The sequence below is a fragment of the Alteromonas sp. KUL49 genome (assembly GCF_006538345.1).
Classification (GTDB): Bacteria; Pseudomonadota; Gammaproteobacteria; order Enterobacterales; family Alteromonadaceae; genus Alteromonas.
On the sequence record NZ_BJKL01000009.1, the window covers coordinates 169,052 to 187,932 of the forward strand.

Here is an 18,881-nt window from a genome sequence, read left to right on the forward strand (position 1 = left end):
GTGCGACTACCTTTATCATTTATAGAGTTAGGTTTGTCCTTGCAACGTTGTCGATGGCGCTCCCTTTTGATGCAGTAATACACCTATCAAATGCATCACTCAGGGGAAGCAAACCATGCTAACGATTAAAAACCTCAGCAAAACCTACGCTGACGGCACTGCCGCCTTGAAGGGTATTAACCTATCTCTACCCACTGGAATGGTTGGTCTACTGGGACCAAATGGCGCGGGTAAATCCACATTATTGAGAACGCTAGCCTGTATCCAATCACCCGACACAGGATCGATTGTGTTTAACGGTACAAACACTCTTGAACTGCCAAGCGCTCTGCGTGATCAGCTAGGATACCTTCCTCAGTATTTTGGTGTATACCCCAATATGTCGTGCTTTGCCTTACTAGAATATTTTGCGGTACTGAAAGGAATGACTGACAAATCAAGTACGCGCGCGCAGATAAACGAGTTGTTGGAGTTAACCAACCTCAAAGAGGTTGCCAAAAAGAAAGTCACAAACTTTTCTGGAGGTATGCGTCAACGCTTTGGGATTGCACAAGCACTACTCGGTAATCCAAACCTTATCATCATGGATGAACCGACGGCAGGGCTAGACCCGGCTGAACGAGACCGACTTCACGACCTTCTTGTCACCATAAGTAAAAACAAGTTGGTTCTTCTATCCACCCACATCGTTGAAGACATAGAAAATCTCTGTCATCACGTGGCACTGATAAATAGCGGACAAATCATTGAACATGGCACCGTTCAATCCTTGATTACGCCGCTAGAGGGCAAAGTCTGGCTTACCAATAGCTCTCCAGGTGATAAAGCCAATATTCTCAGCAAGCGGTATCAATATGGGCGACCTTATTTTCGAGTACATAGTGACTTGGCGCCCGACTCCACTGCTAAAGCTTTGGCTCCCACGCTTCAAGATAGGTATTTCCTTGAACTAGCAAGCAAGAGCGTTGTTGAAGGAGAAGCGCGCCATGTTTAATCAAGAACTCGCTTTTTTCCTAAGGCAACCTCTCGTGTGGGTGAGCTTTTTTTGTTACCTCTCTTTTGCCGCTCTCGTATCTGTTGGAGTGCATACGCCGGACCTTCTGGTTGAGAAGCAATTCAGTATTAAGGCAATGACGATTTTAATGTTGGGAATACCCCTGTTTATTGGTGCGCTCTCACCTATTAGCTACTTGCGTGATATGACTAGCAACATGGAAGAGCTTGTCCTAACAACACCCCGAACTTTCCTACAACACCTGCTACAGCGGTCTCTAGTGTTTGGGGGAGTGACATTATTCGTAGGTGCATTGGGCTTAACCATATTGGCATTGCTAATCGCAAAGCAAGGTAGTACTTCAATGCTCTCACTCGCCCCCCTACTGCTATGGAACATTAGTGTGCTTTACATGCCAAGCGTTGTGTTTTTCATTGTACTTGGCGCATGGCTCAGTTACAGATTTATCAGTGTCCCGGTGATTTACGCAGTATTTACCTGTATTTGGGCAGGCTACATGGTAATTGCGAGTATGTCGGGTATATCCATAATGGCGGGTAGCTATGTCGCCAGTGAGTCACTTGTATTCACTATGCAATGGATTGACCCTTACGGAATCACCAGCGTTTTTTCTCAGTTTGAGAATCAGCGCAGCGCACCTTCACTGACTTTTCAACTCGCCATTAACCGCATTAGTTACATGGCAATGAGTGTTGTGCTGTTTTTTAGCGCCGTCACACTCATGTTAAAACTAACGACGAGAGAAAGAGATACCAAGACACTATTCACTTATTTGAGAAAGCGCATGGCGCAACGGCCGCTCGTTTTCACCAAGCCACTGGCGTCGTCCAACACTGGGACGTTCAACAACACAGGGAGTTATTCAACATACTCGACACTCGTACTAAACGCGACCGCGTACCTTTTTACCAACAAACTGAATGTTTTAATTCTTATTGGCTGGTTTTTCCTGATTTTCAGCGAAGTAGCATCCGGTATTCGATTTGCCGAACCTATGTCAACGCTTGCAGCCACCAGCGTCGATGCTTGGAATCGCGTGGCGTACGACATTGTTCCAACACTTGGCAATGCATTGTTGTTAATGTGGACATGGCAGCTATGTTGGCGTGCGCAGATCAATAATATGAGTGAGTTGGTTGCGGCGTCCCCTGTTTCCTCGATGCTCCTTGCTCTGTCACACCTATCCACGGCAATTATTGCGCTACTCGCTATTCTTCTCGTCACAGCATTGGCAGTTTTCGCGGCTGAAACGTGGTCCGGCAGTACGATCATACTCAGCCATTACGCAAAACAATCGGCATTGTTGTTATTACCTCTAAGCGTCAGTGCGACACTCTATGTGGCCATCAATACGGCGACACGAAATAAGCTAGTGGCAGCACTGTTTTGTCTGTTTTGTATTGGAATGAAGCTATCGCCACTCATGGCTCAATTTGGTATCAGCCATCCATTACTCAATATTGCACAAGTCCCTATACTTAGGCCGGATCTTATGTGGGGATTTAGCGCAAGTATAACGACCTTTGCGCCCTACTTGGCTTATTGGCTAACCATTGCTACCGCCTTTTTAATATGTGCAGTGTCAATGTCCCATCGTGGTAACGGCACTAGGCTTCATATGAATCAAACGAAGCAACGCACTTTGTGTGTTGCCTCAGTACTAGTCGCTACAGTGTGTATGCATTTGTTTTTACACTATGAACGGCCATTAAAAATCAATCATGGAATAAGCGATTGGCGCGCAGCTTACGAGCGAAACTACAGCCACTGGCAGCACCAACCACAGCCGCAAATCACTGACATGAAAGTCAATGGCAATTTCTATCCAGAGCTAGGTAATGCGGATTTTGCGCTTGAGTACACACTTACAAACACAACAGCTAGCCCGATAGAGCACATTTTAGTTGGTGGGATAAGTGGCTTCGAATTGCATTCACTAGAACTTCATCGCCCGAATACGCTTACAGAAGATAAGTCGCTCAATCAACATGTGTTTACCCTAGCCGAACCACTAGCACCCAACGACTCTACTAAATTGACAACACGGATTGAGTTTACTCAACCCACACTGTGGTCAGCGTCACTGCACCAAATTGTTACCCCAAAGTTTAGCTACATTCGGTCTCAGCCCTTGATGCCAGTCATAGGGTTTAACGCAGATTACATGCTATCAAAACCGGTAATAAGGGAGCGCATGGGATTGCCTCCACTCTCCCGCCCCCAACCCACTGACTTTATTAATGAGCAACCAGAGCACAATGAAATTGGCGCACGTTATCCAATCAACGTGCATAGCATCATCACCACAAATGCGAGCCATCATGTCGTGGCACCTGGAGCACTCATAGCACAAACTCATGCTCACGGCAGAGCAACATTTGAGTATAAGACTCAAGTACCTATTCGCAACTTAGTGTCTTGGTTCTCTCTTCCTTACGGATCCGTTACTGACAGCTTAGGCCAAACCCAATTGCACGTTTACGCTCCCACTGAAAGCCTTTCTACTCCGTCAGACAGTGTTGAAGTGAATCTCCAAGCAATGAAAGACACGCTACAGTGGTTTAACGAATATATTAGTGAGTACCCCGGTGCTAGACTCAACCTCATAGCCATTCCAGACTTGGGTGCTACAGGATATGCTTTGCCGCAGATTTTACTCATTAACCACCGCGTTGGTTTCCGCGCAACACCGTTTGCATATGCAGAAGATAAACGAGGGTTGGATCAGAGATATAGACGGGCGGTGCATGAAACAGCTCATCAATGGTTCGGTCACGATATGGGCTATGGTGTTGAATGGGATAATGCCTTTTTGGTGGAATCTATGGCGAAGTACGTCGAGCTAGTGCTGCTTGAAAAACATCGAGGGCAATATGAAGTAGAAGCCTTGATAAACTACGAATTTCAACGATTTAGATATGCTGTAGCAAATGCGACGTTAACAGCCGATGCGCTAGTTAACTCAAACAAAAGACATGACATGTATTCTCGCGCGACTCTCGTGTTCACCATATTACGAGATAGCCTAGGAGATGAGGTGATAGTGTCAGCGCTTCGCACCCTGTGGAAACAGCATAGCCACCCCAACCCACCAGCGAGCTCAATAGACTTTGTGAGACTACTCAAAGTATCTACAAACCCGGTACACCATGAATTGATCGACCTGTTGTTTCTATCTGAAGATATAAAATTCATTCTCTCCCATCCCCGTTTTGCAGCTGCGCGGGGGTGACGATTAAGGATTGCTTTCACTCCTTGTTTAGCTACAATCAAAAGCGCTTGTCGGAGTGCCTCACGGCTGAGATCGCTTTATGCGGGATCCGTAGAACCTGATCTGATTAATATCAGCGAAGGAAACAAGAGCTCAATGCCATTGTCGCTTGCTATCTACACTCCGTCTTTTGGTTTTAATCATTCAAAAGGCTTCTATTTCAATGTCAGAAACAACTCACGGTAATTGGTTCGAAACTATCAATGAACAAACATCACCTATTTTAATGCCATCTGTGATCACGGGTTTATTCAGCAATTAACACAAGGCACACTGCCTAAAAGATTTTTGATTTCTACATTCACCAAGACACCTTGTATCTCTCGGTGTATAAAAAGCTATTGGCCATACTAGGGTCAAAATGCGACGATGATGACGAATGTCAGTTCTTTTTCGACAGTGCCACAGGCGTTTTAGAAGTTGAGCAAGCCCTTCATCTAACCTATTCAGACGTTAATGATGCCGATGCTCTATCACCCACATGCGAGCTATACACCAGCTACTTGGCAAAATCTGTATATTCGCAACCACTTTCTGTGGGTATTGCCGCGATTTTACCGTGTTTCACTATCTACAAGGCGGTAGGTGATTTTATTCTTGCTCAGCCTCAAGTCGAAGGTAACCCCTATCAAGACTGGATAAACACTTATGGTGGCGAGGAGTTTGCTCAATCTACAGCACGAGCGGTAGAGATTGCGAACCGACATGCTTCCCTTTGCGACGATGCCACCCTAGAAAAAATGAATGCAGCATTTATCAAAGCCTCCAAGTTAGAGTGGATGTTCTGGGACAGTGCATTCAATAAGGAAGAGTGGGTAATTTAGTTTCTTTGATGGCTGTGCTCAGACCTTAGACGTAAAAACTATACCTGAGCACAGTGAATCTCTCGTCTATACTTAGCTAGTATTGACACCTATGTTGTCATTTCACGTAACTCGCCGCTTTGACACCAAAATAAGTGTGATTTGTTGCCCGAAAGCAGATATCGGTATATCGTGCTAAAACTTATATTATGAGGCCGTTATATAGGTTGGCTCAAATGTGCCAGCAGTAACTACGCATTATGATTTCAAAAACTAGCCAACCTTTGTTTAAAAACATCCGCGACATACTCGATAACCATTCTTCGTTATTCGATGCCTACGCCAAACTAGAACCGCTAATTTTGTCAATTTTCGGTGCTTCCAGAATGAGCTTGTTTCAACGACGTAAGCAGCATCAGGATTTAGTCGCTCGGTTTAAAACGGGTAAAGAAACCACTGAAATTAAAGTCCCCATCAGCCCCTTATCTATCGCTGGATATGTTGCATTGGCACAACGCACTATTCTTATTGATGATCCATATAACGACGCTGAGTTAAAGGCCATACATCCGCGGTTGCGTTTTGCGGGTAAGTTCGACAAAGACAGTGACTTCAAAACTGCAAATATTCTTTGCGTACCCATTCTCAATGCTGGCGTTTTACTCGGCGTCATGCAAATCATCAACAAGCGGGATGGTGCGTTCTCAGACGCAGATATCGAAAATGGAAAAATGGTCGCAGCAGTATTGGGGGAAAAATTCCGTTACGAGCTCGGTGGCACAAACAATCCATTTGATTTACTCGTTCACAAAGGGTTGCTATCCCAATCGGTACTCGATGTACTTCAAGATGAAACGCCAGACACAGCAGCATGTATCCAACGTATGGTGTCTGAGCACCGAGTTTCCGAGCAGAATATTGGGGAGGCTTTGTCTACCCATTATCAGGTGCCTTTCGTTTCATTTTTGCCAGACAAGTACCACCTGTATGAAGGCAATTCGAAACTCAACCTGTCATATCTAAAACGCAACCTAGTCGCCATTATCGCCGACGTTGACGATAAACCTATTGTGCTCATGGCCGAACCAAACAATGCAGCACTTCTTATGGAAATGGAAAGTGCCATGGGTATCGACAGCTACGACATTGCCGTGGGCTTGCCCAAGCAGATATTGCAATATTTAGGCGAAGGTAGTGGCGGTGCGCCCGGTGAAATGAGTGATATCTTGGACGAAATAGGCTCGTCAGCGGAAGAAAGCGAAGAGCAAGTTGATGAGCTGTCCGACGATGCTCCTGCCGTTGTTCGTTTGGTTAGCCGTATTTTACACGATGCCAAACGAATGGACGCGTCAGATATCCATATCGATCCAGAGAAAAATGCGCCAACACGAGTAAGAATGCGAGTTGACGGCGTATGCCGTGACATGAGTCAGGTGCCAAACTCACACCATAGTGCTGTTATCGCTCGTATCAAAATTATGGCGAACTTAAATATTGCCGAAAAGCGCATCCCCCAGGACGGAAAGCTCTCATTCAGAATAAACGGGCAACTCGTCGAGGTGCGTGTAGCGACCATCCCTACCGTGGCAGGAGAAGGTGTGGTCATGCGTATTCTTGCCTCTGGCGGTGCTATGCCTATAGAGAAAATGAACCTTGCCCCCACTACGCATCGCCGTATTGAGGAAATGATCAAAAAACCTCATGGTATTCTTTTAGTGGTTGGCCCAACGGGTTCAGGTAAAACAACAACGCTTCACGCCATTCTTGGCTACCTTAACACTCCAGATAAAAAGATATGGACAGCAGAAGATCCGGTAGAAATCACTCAGCCGGGATTACAACAGGTACAGGTAAGTCCTAAGATTGGCTTTACCTTCGCAAATGCGTTACGCGCATTTTTGCGTGCCGACCCCGATATCATTCTTATTGGTGAGATGCGTGATAAAGAAACCGCTCATGCGGGCATAGAAGCTTCATTAACAGGTCACTTGGTATTATCAACGCTCCACACTAATTCGGCACCAGAAACGATTACTCGTTTACTCGACTTGGGCTTAGACCCAGTTAACTTTTCGGATGCCTGTGTAGGTATTTTGGCTCAGCGTCTAATTAGAACTTTGTGTGGTAAATGTAAGGAAAAGTATATTGCTACCGAAAAAGATCTGGCCTTTATTAACCGTCAATACGGGCCCGATTATATCGGTGAGCTAAACCTTCCAGAACCACTGGAACTATACAAAGCCAAAGGTTGCGATCACTGTGGTAATACAGGATACAAAGGCCGCACCGGTGTTCATGAATTACTAGGTATGACCCCCGAATTACGTGGCTTGGTGTACAAAGAAGCCAGTGTTGAAGCGATGAAAAAGCAAGCTACTAAAGATGGCATGAGAAGCCTGATTCAAGACGCTATTTTCAAAGTAATCAAAGGTGATACAGACATAACTCAAATTCAATCATTTAGTTCAGACTAAAACAAAACCTCAGAAAAACTTTGTTACACCCATAAACAGTTCGACATAGGTATAGCAACTATTATGGACATGTTAAATGTACACTGAAAGGAAAACAGTGATGAAAAAAGTTATTTTTGCAGCAACACTAGTAGCAACATCGGTACTGACAGTTTTGCCAGTACACGCCGCCGTATACTCACAAGACAATGTCTCTAAACGTGATTATGAGGAATTGATCAAAGACGGCTTACGCGCCTTGAAGATCGATGACTACACAGAGGCCATGGAGCTTCTGACAAAGGGCGCTAAAATGGGCAACAAGCTTGCCCAGTATTACTTAGCGACGATGTATATCCAAGGTCAAGGTATGGAAGAGCCAGATTACGAACAAGGTTGGCTTTGGTTAAATGTGGCATTGGAGCAAACTAACCCCCAATGGAAACGCACCTTCAATTCGATGGATTCTGCACTACCTGAGGATTTTAAAGCTTCTATGGCTCCCCTCGTTGAAGAGCACATTGCCTTGTACGGTGCGGAAACACAAGATTTACAATGTAAAAAGCGCCGAGAAACTGGTTCTAACATCAAAAATGTCATCTGCGAAAAACGCTTTTACTAATCTTTGCCAGTTAGCTTATCATCACTAGCGATGCGTTTATCAGACGCATCGCGCCTTACCGTTAACACAAGATACATTTCATTAAAAATGATGTAACATCTCGAGCTGTTGCTGCAAATCAATGGAATATTTGTAAGATGGCTCACCCACTAATAAAAAAATTGGACTTACTTCCTCACCCAGAGGGGGGCTACTACAAACATGTTTATCGCTCTGAAGATACGGTATCTTCTCCTAAACACGGACTGGCAAGGCCGTCGCTAACACATATATACTTTTTGTTACTCAAGGGACAAGTCAGCCGTTTTCATCGCGTACTACACGATGAAGTCTGGAATCACTACGCTGGCGCGCCTTTGCGACTCTTTCATCTTCATCAACAACAACTCACAGAGCAGCGCTTAGGTACAGAAGACTTTGAATTTGCCAGTGTAGTTCGCGCTGGCCACTATCAAGCAGCTGAGTCTATGGGTGATTACACCTTGGTTGGGTGTAGCGTAGCCCCGGGTTTTGATTTTGCAGATTTTAGCTTTATCGAAGAACCTAGCATGAAACAATGGTTAGAAGTCTCTCATCCAGATATGCTGCGTTTTATCTAATATCACCAGCGCGTTAAGATCTTTAGTTTACCTACGCTTACCAGTCACTGAATCATGCTTGAAGCTGGATTTTTTCTGCACAATCAAGGATGATAAGCCCCATTCATATTGACCGCTTTATATCTGGCTGCTGATATCCATGCAGTTAGACCTTTTCACTTTAACGCCACAGGTAATATTACTATGTACAAACTGGTACTTATTCGTCACGGAGAAAGTCAGTGGAACCTAGAGAACCGTTTCACAGGCTGGCACGACGTTAACTTAACCGACGCTGGTGTAGCGCAGGCAAAAACTGCTGGTAAGCTACTTAAAGACGCTGGTTTTGAGTTCGATCAGGCATACACGTCTGTACTTTTACGTGCAATCAAAACCCTTAACCTTGCACTTGAAGAAATGGGACAGCACTATTTGCCAGTAGAACGTCATTGGCGTCTTAACGAGCGTCACTACGGCGCGCTTACTGGTTTAGACAAAGCTGAAACTGCTGCTAAACACGGTGAAGAGCAAGTTAAAATCTGGCGTCGTAGCTTCGATATTCCACCTCCAGCGGTAGAAGACGAAAGCGAACATTTCCCAGGTCACGATCGCCGTTACAGCCATGTTGATGCAGACATTCTTCCACGCGGTGAAAGCTTGAAACTTACTATCGAGCGTGTACTACCTTACTGGCACGACGTGATTCGTCCTGATATTCAAGCAGGCAAGCGTGTTGTTATTGCTGCTCACGGCAACAGCTTACGTGCATTGGTTAAGTACCTAGACGGCATGTCTGACGAAGAAGTACTTGGTTTGAACATTCCTACGGGTGTACCACTAGTGTATGAGCTAGATGCAGACCTAAAACCAATCTCTAAAGAATACCTAGGCGATCCAGAAGCCATTAAAGCAATGATGGACGCCGTTGCTAAACAAGGTCAGGCTAAGTAATTAATCGCTTAGAATTGAAAAAGCCATCAGAATTCTGATGGCTTTTTTGTTAGAGCTCTCTTACCCAAATATTCCTAAAACTCACTAAATTACCGTGGTCCTGCAACTGAAATGGTTCACAACCATGAGCCTTGTATTTCGGCGGCCCTATCCATTCTGTTGTACCCTGAATTTCAGTATGGTTTTGTACCACTACTCCATTGTGAATAACCGTTATCGCTCCTTTCGAGATAAGCTCCTCACCTTCAAAGCGAGGCGCTTTGTATATAATGTCATAAGTCTGCCATTGCTCTGGCGGACGCATGGCATTTACTAACGGAATAGTTTGCTTGTATACACTCCCCGCCTGCCCGTTGGGATAAGTTACATTTTGGTATGAATCTAGTACCTGCACTTCATAACGTTGTTGAAAGAAGATTCCACTGTTGTTGCGTTGCTGACCATCCATATCAGGCTGTGGTTCTGGCACTTTCCATTCCATGTGCAGCTGTACATCGCAAAACCCTTGTTTGGTTTTAATGTCACCTGTGCCTGGTTTTACCGTGAGTACGCTGTCCGTCATTGTCCATTGCACGTCACCACCGTTAACCGATTCCCAAGCGTTTACGTTGTCGCCTAACAATACAATGGCATCTGAGGGAGCTTGACCCGGATTAGCCGTAACCACTGCCGGCACTGGCTCCCATACTTCGGTTTTTGCCGCTTGCTGCTCACGAGTGAGTTGTTCATGCTCATGGGCGTAGGCACCTGTAGTGAGCGTACACAGCGACAATGCCGCCGTTAGTTTAAAAAAGCGCATGAATGCTCCTTTTTTTTTAAAATAATAATTAGAATATTAGATGAGTACTTGTCACGAGCCACTAGGTTGCCCATGCCTTATCGCCTTTCTTAAAGGGGTAAGCGCCGTCATATCGCCCCGGTATAGCCACATATCTCAACACTTGGGTTGCTCCCGGCCTAGACGTGAAAAAGCCGAACAAGGTTAATTGTTTAAGCAAGGTAAAGTGGTGCGGGACTGGTCCTTCACTACCGGGCTCCCAACGACTAGGACGTTCACTAGCAATGTAATCATTGATGTGATTTTCCCGATTGTAAGCATTAGCTTCTTTGTCGAGGGTACTGAAAAGCGCCAATCGCTCCTGACCACTAAGTAACAAAAAGTCCTTACCATAGTCTTTCACTGCTCTTTCACGAATTGCTTGAATCCCATCAACGAATGCCTTTTGAATAACGGCGGGGTAGCAATCTGCTACTAAAACAGTAATGATTTGCCCAACATTGGCCGCTTTTGCTCCCGGCGTATCTGTCTGCGGAATGATCACCTCAGCCATCTCGTTGAACAAAGCAACGTCCGACTCAGTAAACCCCGTACTTGCCAACGACACAGGTGCATGGTCGTCCCACGCGAACGAATGTGAGGATACAAACGCCACACCAGTAGCAGCGCCTATAAATTTAAGTAGGTCTCGGCGATCCATTACAGGTTACCTCGCTTCAATTCTTCCACTGCGTAGCTCGCGGCACGAGCGGTTAATGCCATGTAGGTCAGCGATGGGTTAACGCAGCTACCAGAAGTCATTGCAGCGCCATCAGTGACAAATACATTGGGCGCATCCCATACTTGGTTAAAAGCATTGAGTACTGATGTTTTTGGATCTCTTCCCATACGTGCGGTACCCATTTCATGAATTCCTTTACCCGGGTTGTACTCTCCCTCCCAACCATGAACGTCCTGCATGCCGGCAGCTTCTAGCATATCAATGGCATCTTGCTTCATGTCGCGACGCATTTTGAGCTCGTTTTCTTTTATCTCAACGTCCATAGCAAGCACAGGTAGTCCCCACTTATCTTTAACGTCGCGATTCAAATAAATACGGTTCTCGTGATAAGGCAACATTTCACCAAAGGCGGTCATTCCTACATTCCATCCGCCCGGTTGTGATACTGCGTCTTTTAGCCCTGCACCAATGCCTAGCTCGGCAACATTCTTTTGCCAACCTTGTCGACCAGCGCCACCTTGATAACCAAAGCCACGTACGTAGTCTCGCTTGTCATCACCCCAGTTTCTAAAGCGTGGAATATAGAAGCCACTTGGACGTCGGCCATAAAGGTATTTGTCCTCAAAGCCTTCAACTTGTGCTGATGCTCCCACCAAGAAATGATGGTCCATCACATTGTGACCCAGTTCGCCACTACTGCTACCTAACCCACCTTCCCATACGTCAGTGGCAGAGTTCATTAGCACCCAAGCGGAATTGAGCGCCGATGCATTGACAAATACTATCTTGCTGTTGAAGACGTAGGTTTCGTTGGTCTCAGCATCAATAATTTCAACACCAGTGGCTCGTTTACGGTCTTTATCGTAAAGAATCTCTTTAACGATAGAGAAAGGACGTAAGGTCAAATTACCGGTTTTAACCGCCGCAGGTAAGGTAGACGACTGAGTACTGAAATAGCCACCAAAAGGACATCCCAACCAACACTTATTGCGGTACTGACAATTGGCGCGGCCATGCTCAGGTTTGGGTTGTGTCATGTTTGACGTACGACCGTGAATAACATGACGTGCACCGTTAAATGCCTTTCTCACTCGAGCTGCAACGGTTTCCTCCACGATGTTCATCGGCATGGGTGGTTGGTATTGACCGTCGGGTAGCACATCAAGACCATCTAAGTTTCCACTAATGCCAGCAAAGCGTTCAACGTAGTCGTACCAAGGGGCTAAATCGTCATAGCGAATAGGCCAATCAACGGCAATTCCCTCTTTCGCGTTGGCTTCAAAATCTTCTTTGTTCAGACGATAGCTCTGACGCCCCCATAGTAGTGAGCGCCCACCAACGTGATAACCTCTAAACCAATCAAATGGCTTGTCTTCGGTATAGGGATTTTCCTTCTCATTGGCCCACATTCCTAATGTAGGTTCATTGAGAGGATAATCTCTGTTTAGCACAGGGTAATCTAGCTTCATCGCTTGAGTAGGTAAGCCACGATGAGGATAGTCCCATGCTTCCTTATGCGCATTTTTATAGTCTTTGATATGCTCGATGTTTTTACCTCGTTCGAGCATAAGAACTTTAAGTCCTTTCTCCGTTAGTTCCTTCGCTGCCCAGCCTCCGCTAATGCCAGAACCAACGACAATTGCGTCGTATTCATTATTTGCCATGTGATGTCCCCTTAGCACTTACGTCATGTATCGTGCCCGGTGTAAAGTCATACGTCACAGATGTGAACCGCTTGGCGAAGCGACTCTATCCTGCCTGTTTTATTATCTGGTGTTGGAATGAACTCCTGTGCGAGATACCCATCAAATCCGGTCTCTTTGATTGCACTCGCGATAGCTGCGTAATTCAGCTCTTGGTTATCTCCGATTTCGTGACGACCGGGTACACCAGCGGTGTGGTAATGCCCGAAGTAGGTATGGTTGTCACGAATGGTACGGATAATGTCCCCTTCGCTAATTTGCATATGGTAAATGTCGTAAAGCAGTGAAAAGTGCTGACTACCAAGGCGCTTACAAAGCTCGATACCCCACGCTGAGTTATCTGCCATGTAATCTGGGTGGTCCACTTTACTGTTGAATAGCTCCATGAAAATCACTACACCACGCTTTTGTGCATGAGGTAGTATGCGGCGCAATCCATTCGCCGCATTAGTTAACCCTGTTTCAGTATCCATTCCTCTAGCGTTGCCGCTAAAACAGATGAGGTTGGTGTAACCAGCATCTGCCACAAGATCTATGTGTTTTAAGTAACGTGACACTAGCTCGTCATGGTGCTCAGGGTGGATAAAACCGTCGGTTAAACCAATGTCAGCGCCATTACACATGGAAGAATCAATACCGTATTGCTTTAGCACCGGCCAATCTTCTGGCCCAACAAGGTCGATAGCACCAAACCCCAGTGTCTTAACGGTTTGACACAACTCTTCGATACTCAAGTCACCATAAGTCCAACGGCTGACAGAGTGATTGATATTGCCTTTCAATCCGACCTCCTCACCTGATGCCGAAACTGACGTATTCACAGCGCCTGCGGTCAGCAATCCGGCGCCCGTATACGCCACGCCTTTAAGTACACTTCTGCGAGTTTTATTGTGCATTTGCGTCCACCTTTTCACCTTTGAACAAGACCACAAACACCACTAAGATCACCGCAGCAAAGCCCGCAGGGAACAACCAGATGTCTTGCCATGCGTGTCCGCCTTGTGCCAATGCATACTTGTCGGTAATCATGCCCGCTACCGCGAAGCCAACTAACATACCCACACCATAGGTAGCTAATGTAATAAGCCCTTGCGCGGCACTTTTAATCGCCTCAGAGGCCTTGCTGTTGGTGTATATCTGCCCAGATACAAAGAAAAAGTCATAACAAATACCGTGCAGTGCAATGCCCACAATCAACATGAATAGGCCTTCGTTTGCGTCCCCAAAGGCAAATAATGCGTAACGGAGCACCCATGCTGCCATGCCAATGAGTAAGGTAATCTTGATACCAAAACGATTGAGGAAAATGGGTAACGCTAGCATGAACAAAACTTCTGACACTTGGCCGAGCGTCATTTTGCCCGTGGCGTTTTCCACACCGATTTCGGTAAGAAATGGATTGGCGTTTTGGTAGTAAAAAGCCAGTGGAATACAGATCAAAATAGAAGAGGCGAAGAACACGAGGAAGTTTTTGTCTTTGAGCAACGCCAGTGCGTCTAAGCCCAATAGACTACTTAAGCCACCTTCTTGACTTGCGCCTTTTGGCGCTGTCGCTGGCAAGGTAAAACTGAAAATACCTAAGGCTAGAGAGGCCACTGCGCACAGTAAAAAGGTGTTACGCAACATACCGGCTTCGATGGCACTGGCAGAGTCCCAGCTAAATACATAGCTGATCATCAACCCCGCAACAATCCAACCAACCGTGCCCCACACACGAATTTTGCCAAACTCTTTTGACGGGTCGCTCATTTGTCCAAAGGCTACTGAGTTGACCAATGCCAACGTAGGCATATACGCAATCATGTAGCCCAGTACATAGGGGTAAAATGCGGTAAAGTCTGACGCCTGATACATCATGTACATCAGCCCTGCGCCCAAAAGGTGTAACACGCCCAATATACGCTCAGCATTAAAGTAACGGTCGGCAATCAAGCCCACGATAAATGGCGCAATAATGGCTCCCCACGACTGAGTAGAAAACGCCATGCCAATTTGGCCGCCACTGGCCGACAAGGTACCGCCAAGGTAAGTCCCTAAGGTGACGAACCAACCGCCCCATATAAAGAACTGTAGGAACATCATGATACTAAGACGCATGGTTATCATAATTTTATTGCCTCTCTGTTATCTATTCTTGTTACCGCACTAAATTTACTGTGTGTCTGGCAACGGGCGGAGGGGAGTGAACAGGGAGCAAAACGTTGCTGGCATGGATGCCAGCACCGAGACTACATGGATGTATTCACGGCGTTTTTGCGACTGTTTACTTCCCTCCTCCGATAGTTGTCGGACACTCCCCTCTATCAACATGCGAATCTCAGCGTGTTAACACTCATTCTTACTACCGATCTAATCCTAAAATTCGGCGGTTCTTTTCTTCGCTGGTATCACCGCCTGCAAAGTCATCAAAGGTGTATTTCGGGGGTTCAATAATGTGTTCAGCGATAAATGGCGCACCTTCGGCAGCGCCTTGTTCTGAGTCTTTTAAGCAGCATTCCCATTCAAGTACTGCCCAGCCTTCGTAACCGTATTGGGTTAATTTGCTGAAGATCCCTTTGAAATCTACTTGGCCATCACCCAATGAGCGGAATCGACCTGGGCGATCAACCCAACCTTGATAACCGCCGTAAACACCGCTTCTACCGTTAGGCAGGAATTCTGCGTCTTTAACGTGGAACATTTTGATGCGATCGTGATAGCGATCGATAAACTCCAAGTAATCGAGTTGCTGCAATACAAAGTGACTTGGATCGTAAAGAATGTTGGCTCTTGGGTGATTGTCTACAGCCTTCAAGAACTGCTCGAAGGTGGCACCATCGTGCAGGTCTTCACCCGGATGAATTTCGTAACACAGGTCAACACCAGCTTCGTCAAAGGCGTCTAGAATAGGTTTCCAACGCTTGGCCAATTCAGCGAACCCCTGCTCGACTAAACCAGCAGGACGTTGGGGCCATGGGTAAACCAAGTGCCACATGAGCGCACCGGAAAATGTCACGTGCGCCGTAAGCCCTAAACGCTTGCTTGCCACAGCAGCGCACATTAACTGATTTACTGCCCAGTCAGTGCGCTCTTGCGGCTTACCGTGCAGATGTTCTGGTGCAAAGTTGTCGAATAACTCGTCATACGCTGGATGTACTGCAACCAGCTGCCCCTGCAAATGGGTTGAAAGCTCTGTTATTTCAACGCCCGCCGCTTCACATGTGGCTTTTATTTCATCACAGTATGCTTGGCTTTCTGCGGCTTTTTCTAAATCAAAAATTGATGGGTCGGTGGGTATTTGAATACCCTTGTAACCCAATGATGCAGCCCACTTCGCCATATTTTCTAAGGTGTCGAATGGAGCTTCATCGCCCATAAACTGGGCCAAGAATATTGCTGGACCTTTAATTGCTGCCATTGATATGTCCTCGTTACTTCGCGCCTGCGTTATTCACATTTATCCATTTGGTATCGCTGCTCGAGCTTTCTAATATGGCATCGATAAACGCCATACCCCGAAGTCCAGCATCAACACCAGGTACTCCGGTTGCTTTACCCGACTCTCCAGCTCGAATAGCCTTAGCAAAGTCGTTGTATAGATTCGCCATGGCCTCTAGATACCCTTCAGGGTGACCGCCCGGAGTACGACATCTGTCTAAAGCTTCGTTATACAAGCCTGCTTGCCCTTGACCCGCGCGTATGACCTGAAACGGTGCTCCCAACGGACGGTAAGTAAGAGAGTTTGGCTCCATTTGACGCCATTCAACACCACCCTTGTCGCCGTATACGCGAATTTTCAGTGGATTCTCTTCGCCTGCACAAACCTGACTAGCGATAAGTACGCCCGTTGCACCATTCGCCGTTTTAATCAGCGCTGCGCCGTCATCATCTAAACGACGCCCTTCCACATGGGTGTATAACTCACCACACAGCTCGCTGATAATGTCGCTAAGTACAAACTCCACCAGGCCAAAGGCATGTGTACCAATATCGCCCATGCAACCACTACCACCAGAGAGGGCCGGGTCTGTGCGCCATGCAGCTTGTTTATTGTGAGTTTCTTCATTGGCAGAGAGCCAACCTTGAGGGTATTCAACGTAGACCTTGCGAATATTGCCAAGGTCGCCATTTTCAATCATTTGACGAGCCTGCCACACCATGGGATAACCTAAATAAGTGTGAGCTAATCCGTATAGGCGGTCTGATGTTGCAATGGTGTCAGCTAGACTTATAACTTGTTCAAGTCCAACACCTGCTGGCTTTTCACAAAACACATGGTAACCAGCATTGATTGCCGCGATAGAAATCGGCACGTGTAAATGGTTGGGCGTGACAATAACAACCACTTGCATCCGCTCATGCTCAGGTAGACGAGCTTCGGCTTCGAGCATCATTTCCCACGAAGAATATAAACGCTCTGAGTTAACGCCTAATAAATCACCAGTGCGCGCATTGTTTTGCGCATCTCGGCTGAATGCCCCACATACTAATTCGTACTGCCCGTCGAGGGCTGCTGCATGACGATGAACCGCTCCAATAAACGCCCCTTCTCCACCGCCGATCATTCCGAATTTGATTCGTCGCATCTGTGCCATTCGGCTACGCTCCTGTTGCTGACGTTATTGCACACTCTAGTGCAAAATACCGCCAATATGTTGCAATAATGTAACTTGAGTTAAAATGTAACGGATTACATTTTTATCTTCAATGCATTTCATCGCTAAAAACGACCAAAAAACGGTCTTTGCAATCGTATTCAAAGGATAAAACTAGTCAAACACCTCTAAATCAGGCTCAAAATTTACATAAAACAAACATGAAACATTGGAATTAAGAAAAACTTCTCGTATCCTAAAGAAAAAATGATATCGGTTACATTTAGTATTTGTAGGCATAAGTGTTTCCTACTGAGCGACCATTCGATAGTCTGGAAAAGTAACTTGATGACACAGGATATAATAAGAAATGGCTAACATAAGAGATGTAGCTGACAGTGCGGGAGTGTCTGTGGCAACTGTGTCGCGAGCGTTACAGCAACCAGAACGAGTCTCTCCAAAAACACGTGAAAAAGTAATGGCCGCGGTTGAATCCGTAGGTTACAAACCCAATTTGATGGCGGTTAAATTTCGCTCAGGAAAAACCAACAACTTAGTAGTACTCGTTCCTACAGTCGCCAACGGTTTTTTTTGCGCGAGTCATCAGTGGTATGCAAGAAGCAGCGGCGGATTTGGGGTATTCCATTCTGTTAGCAAACACCATGGGCAACACTGATGTAGAAGCGCAGTATGCAAAAATGGTGAGCACATCCCAAGCGGATGGTTTAATTCAGCTTCGTGCGGCTAACCCGTTTGATCCTAGTATGATCAACGACAACGGTCTGTTCCCCATGGTCAATGTGTGTGAAGTTATTGAAGATAGTCAGTACCCAGTAGTGTCACTCGACAATAGGGCAGCGGCAAAAGCAATGACAGAGCACTTAATATCACAGGGTCACAAGCGCATTGCAATGATTAAAGGGCCACAATCCAGCCCATTAACTCAAGAGCGAATGAATGGATATAAAGATGCTCTAGCTGGTGCCGCAATTGCTTTTGACGAAAACCTTATGTTTCCCGGTGACTTTACACTGCAATCGGGTTATCGCGCAGGAGAGGCAATAGCAGCATGCCCTCACAAACCCACAGCAGTATTTTGTGAGAGTGACGAAACGGCCATAGGTGCAATGCAAGCGCTTAAGCAAGCAGGGTTGAGTATTCCACGTGATATATCGATTGCTGGCTTTGACGATATCGCTTTTTCTGCGTTTACCGATCCGCCCTTAACCACGATAGCACAACCTGCTGAGGAGTTCGGACGCACCGCAGTCACACTTTTAGTAGACTTGCTCAACGATAAGATACGCAAAGCACCCAAAGTAATAATGCCCTTCGAACTTATTGTGAGAGAGAGTACTAGTAACGCGCCAGAGTAAACGTTAATCACTATTCGTAATAACAGAAGAGGAACC

Annotated in this window: 14 protein-coding genes, 1 pseudogene and 1 riboswitch; of the genes and pseudogenes, 8 read left to right on the forward strand and 7 right to left on the reverse strand. The window is 46.1% G+C overall.

Annotated features, from left to right (window positions below; translation table 11 throughout):
* Positions 1 to 115: 115 nt before the first annotated feature.
* From EYS00_RS16090 to gpmA, 7 genes are all read left to right on the forward strand, one after another.
* Positions 116 to 994 (forward strand): ABC transporter ATP-binding protein, encoded by an 879-nt coding sequence (locus EYS00_RS16090; RefSeq protein ID WP_130638426.1) that lies wholly within the window; start codon positions 116 to 118, stop codon positions 992 to 994.
* Complete coding sequence (locus EYS00_RS16095; RefSeq protein ID WP_130638428.1) at positions 987 to 4,247, forward strand: M1 family aminopeptidase; 3,261 nt, start codon at positions 987 to 989, stop codon at positions 4,245 to 4,247. The genes EYS00_RS16090 and EYS00_RS16095 overlap by 8 nt, the downstream gene beginning before the upstream one ends.
* A 41-nt stretch (positions 4,248 to 4,288) precedes the next feature.
* Positions 4,289 to 4,388, forward strand: a riboswitch (TPP riboswitch).
* A gap of 197 nt (positions 4,389 to 4,585) precedes the next feature.
* A complete protein-coding gene (locus EYS00_RS16100; RefSeq protein ID WP_258313036.1) occupies positions 4,586 to 5,110 on the forward strand; it encodes a TenA family protein in 525 nt (174 codons plus the stop codon).
* A gap of 239 nt (positions 5,111 to 5,349) precedes the next feature.
* Positions 5,350 to 7,563 (forward strand): GspE/PulE family protein, encoded by a 2,214-nt coding sequence (locus tag EYS00_RS16105; RefSeq protein WP_130638430.1) that lies wholly within the window; start codon positions 5,350 to 5,352, stop codon positions 7,561 to 7,563.
* A gap of 100 nt (positions 7,564 to 7,663) precedes the next feature.
* The gene (locus EYS00_RS16110) at positions 7,664 to 8,164 is read left to right on the forward strand and encodes a sel1 repeat family protein (protein ID WP_130638432.1); all 501 of its coding nucleotides are present in this window, start codon (positions 7,664 to 7,666) and stop codon (positions 8,162 to 8,164) included.
* 137 nt (positions 8,165 to 8,301) lie between these two features.
* Positions 8,302 to 8,763: a cupin domain-containing protein gene (locus EYS00_RS16115; RefSeq protein ID WP_130638434.1), complete on the forward strand. Its 462-nt coding sequence runs from the start codon at positions 8,302 to 8,304 to the stop codon at positions 8,761 to 8,763.
* Between the two features lie 183 nt (positions 8,764 to 8,946).
* Complete coding sequence (gene gpmA, locus EYS00_RS16120; protein WP_130638436.1) at positions 8,947 to 9,693, forward strand: 2,3-diphosphoglycerate-dependent phosphoglycerate mutase; 747 nt, start codon at positions 8,947 to 8,949, stop codon at positions 9,691 to 9,693.
* Positions 9,694 to 9,742: 49 nt separating this feature from the next.
* Here gpmA and EYS00_RS16125 read toward each other — a convergent pair whose 3' ends face one another.
* From EYS00_RS16125 to EYS00_RS16155, 7 genes are all read right to left on the reverse strand, one after another.
* Positions 9,743 to 10,492 (reverse strand): DUF1080 domain-containing protein, encoded by a 750-nt coding sequence (locus EYS00_RS16125; protein WP_130638438.1) that lies wholly within the window; start codon positions 10,490 to 10,492, stop codon positions 9,743 to 9,745.
* A 61-nt stretch (positions 10,493 to 10,553) separates the two neighbouring features.
* A complete protein-coding gene (locus EYS00_RS16130) occupies positions 10,554 to 11,171 on the reverse strand; it encodes a gluconate 2-dehydrogenase subunit 3 family protein (RefSeq protein ID WP_130638440.1) in 618 nt (205 codons plus the stop codon).
* Positions 11,171 to 12,856 (reverse strand): GMC oxidoreductase, encoded by a 1,686-nt coding sequence (locus tag EYS00_RS16135; protein WP_130638442.1) that lies wholly within the window; start codon positions 12,854 to 12,856, stop codon positions 11,171 to 11,173. The genes EYS00_RS16130 and EYS00_RS16135 overlap by 1 nt, the downstream gene beginning before the upstream one ends.
* Before the next feature lie 47 nt (positions 12,857 to 12,903).
* Positions 12,904 to 13,791: a hydroxypyruvate isomerase family protein gene (locus tag EYS00_RS16140; RefSeq protein WP_130638444.1), complete on the reverse strand. Its 888-nt coding sequence runs from the start codon at positions 13,789 to 13,791 to the stop codon at positions 12,904 to 12,906.
* Positions 13,781 to 15,001, reverse strand: a complete 1,221-nt coding sequence (locus tag EYS00_RS16145; protein ID WP_130638446.1) for a nucleoside permease — start codon at positions 14,999 to 15,001, stop codon at positions 13,781 to 13,783. The genes EYS00_RS16140 and EYS00_RS16145 overlap by 11 nt, the downstream gene beginning before the upstream one ends.
* A gap of 235 nt (positions 15,002 to 15,236) precedes the next feature.
* Complete coding sequence (locus tag EYS00_RS16150) at positions 15,237 to 16,292, reverse strand: sugar phosphate isomerase/epimerase (RefSeq protein WP_130638448.1); 1,056 nt, start codon at positions 16,290 to 16,292, stop codon at positions 15,237 to 15,239.
* Positions 16,293 to 16,305: 13 nt separating this feature from the next.
* Positions 16,306 to 17,460 (reverse strand): Gfo/Idh/MocA family protein, encoded by a 1,155-nt coding sequence (locus EYS00_RS16155; RefSeq protein WP_165399408.1) that lies wholly within the window; start codon positions 17,458 to 17,460, stop codon positions 16,306 to 16,308.
* Between the two features lie 379 nt (positions 17,461 to 17,839).
* Between EYS00_RS16155 and EYS00_RS16160 the strand changes: the two are divergent.
* Positions 17,840 to 18,845 (forward strand): annotated as a pseudogene (locus tag EYS00_RS16160) (LacI family DNA-binding transcriptional regulator).
* Positions 18,846 to 18,881 lie beyond the last annotated feature (36 nt).

What these genes read in the sequence shown, in the direction of transcription:
- EYS00_RS16090 (WP_130638426.1), top strand. Translation starts at nt 116, where the DNA reads ATGCTAACGATTAAAAACCTCAGCAAAACCTACGCTGACGGCACTGCC.
- EYS00_RS16095 (WP_130638428.1), top strand. Translation starts at nt 987, where the DNA reads ATGTTTAATCAAGAACTCGCTTTTTTCCTAAGGCAACCTCTCGTGTGG.
- EYS00_RS16105 (WP_130638430.1), top strand. Translation starts at nt 5,350, where the DNA reads ATGATTTCAAAAACTAGCCAACCTTTGTTTAAAAACATCCGCGACATA.
- EYS00_RS16110 (WP_130638432.1), top strand. Translation starts at nt 7,664, where the DNA reads ATGAAAAAAGTTATTTTTGCAGCAACACTAGTAGCAACATCGGTACTG.
- EYS00_RS16115 (WP_130638434.1), top strand. Translation starts at nt 8,302, where the DNA reads ATGGCTCACCCACTAATAAAAAAATTGGACTTACTTCCTCACCCAGAG.
- gpmA (WP_130638436.1), top strand. Translation starts at nt 8,947, where the DNA reads ATGTACAAACTGGTACTTATTCGTCACGGAGAAAGTCAGTGGAACCTA.
- EYS00_RS16125 (WP_130638438.1), bottom strand. Translation starts at nt 10,492, where the DNA reads ATGCGCTTTTTTAAACTAACGGCGGCATTGTCGCTGTGTACGCTCACT.
- EYS00_RS16130 (WP_130638440.1), bottom strand. Translation starts at nt 11,171, where the DNA reads ATGGATCGCCGAGACCTACTTAAATTTATAGGCGCTGCTACTGGTGTG.
- EYS00_RS16135 (WP_130638442.1), bottom strand. Translation starts at nt 12,856, where the DNA reads ATGGCAAATAATGAATACGACGCAATTGTCGTTGGTTCTGGCATTAGC.
- EYS00_RS16140 (WP_130638444.1), bottom strand. Translation starts at nt 13,791, where the DNA reads ATGCACAATAAAACTCGCAGAAGTGTACTTAAAGGCGTGGCGTATACG.
- EYS00_RS16145 (WP_130638446.1), bottom strand. Translation starts at nt 15,001, where the DNA reads ATGATAACCATGCGTCTTAGTATCATGATGTTCCTACAGTTCTTTATA.
- EYS00_RS16150 (WP_130638448.1), bottom strand. Translation starts at nt 16,292, where the DNA reads ATGGCAGCAATTAAAGGTCCAGCAATATTCTTGGCCCAGTTTATGGGC.
- EYS00_RS16155 (WP_165399408.1), bottom strand. Translation starts at nt 17,460, where the DNA reads ATGCGACGAATCAAATTCGGAATGATCGGCGGTGGAGAAGGGGCGTTT.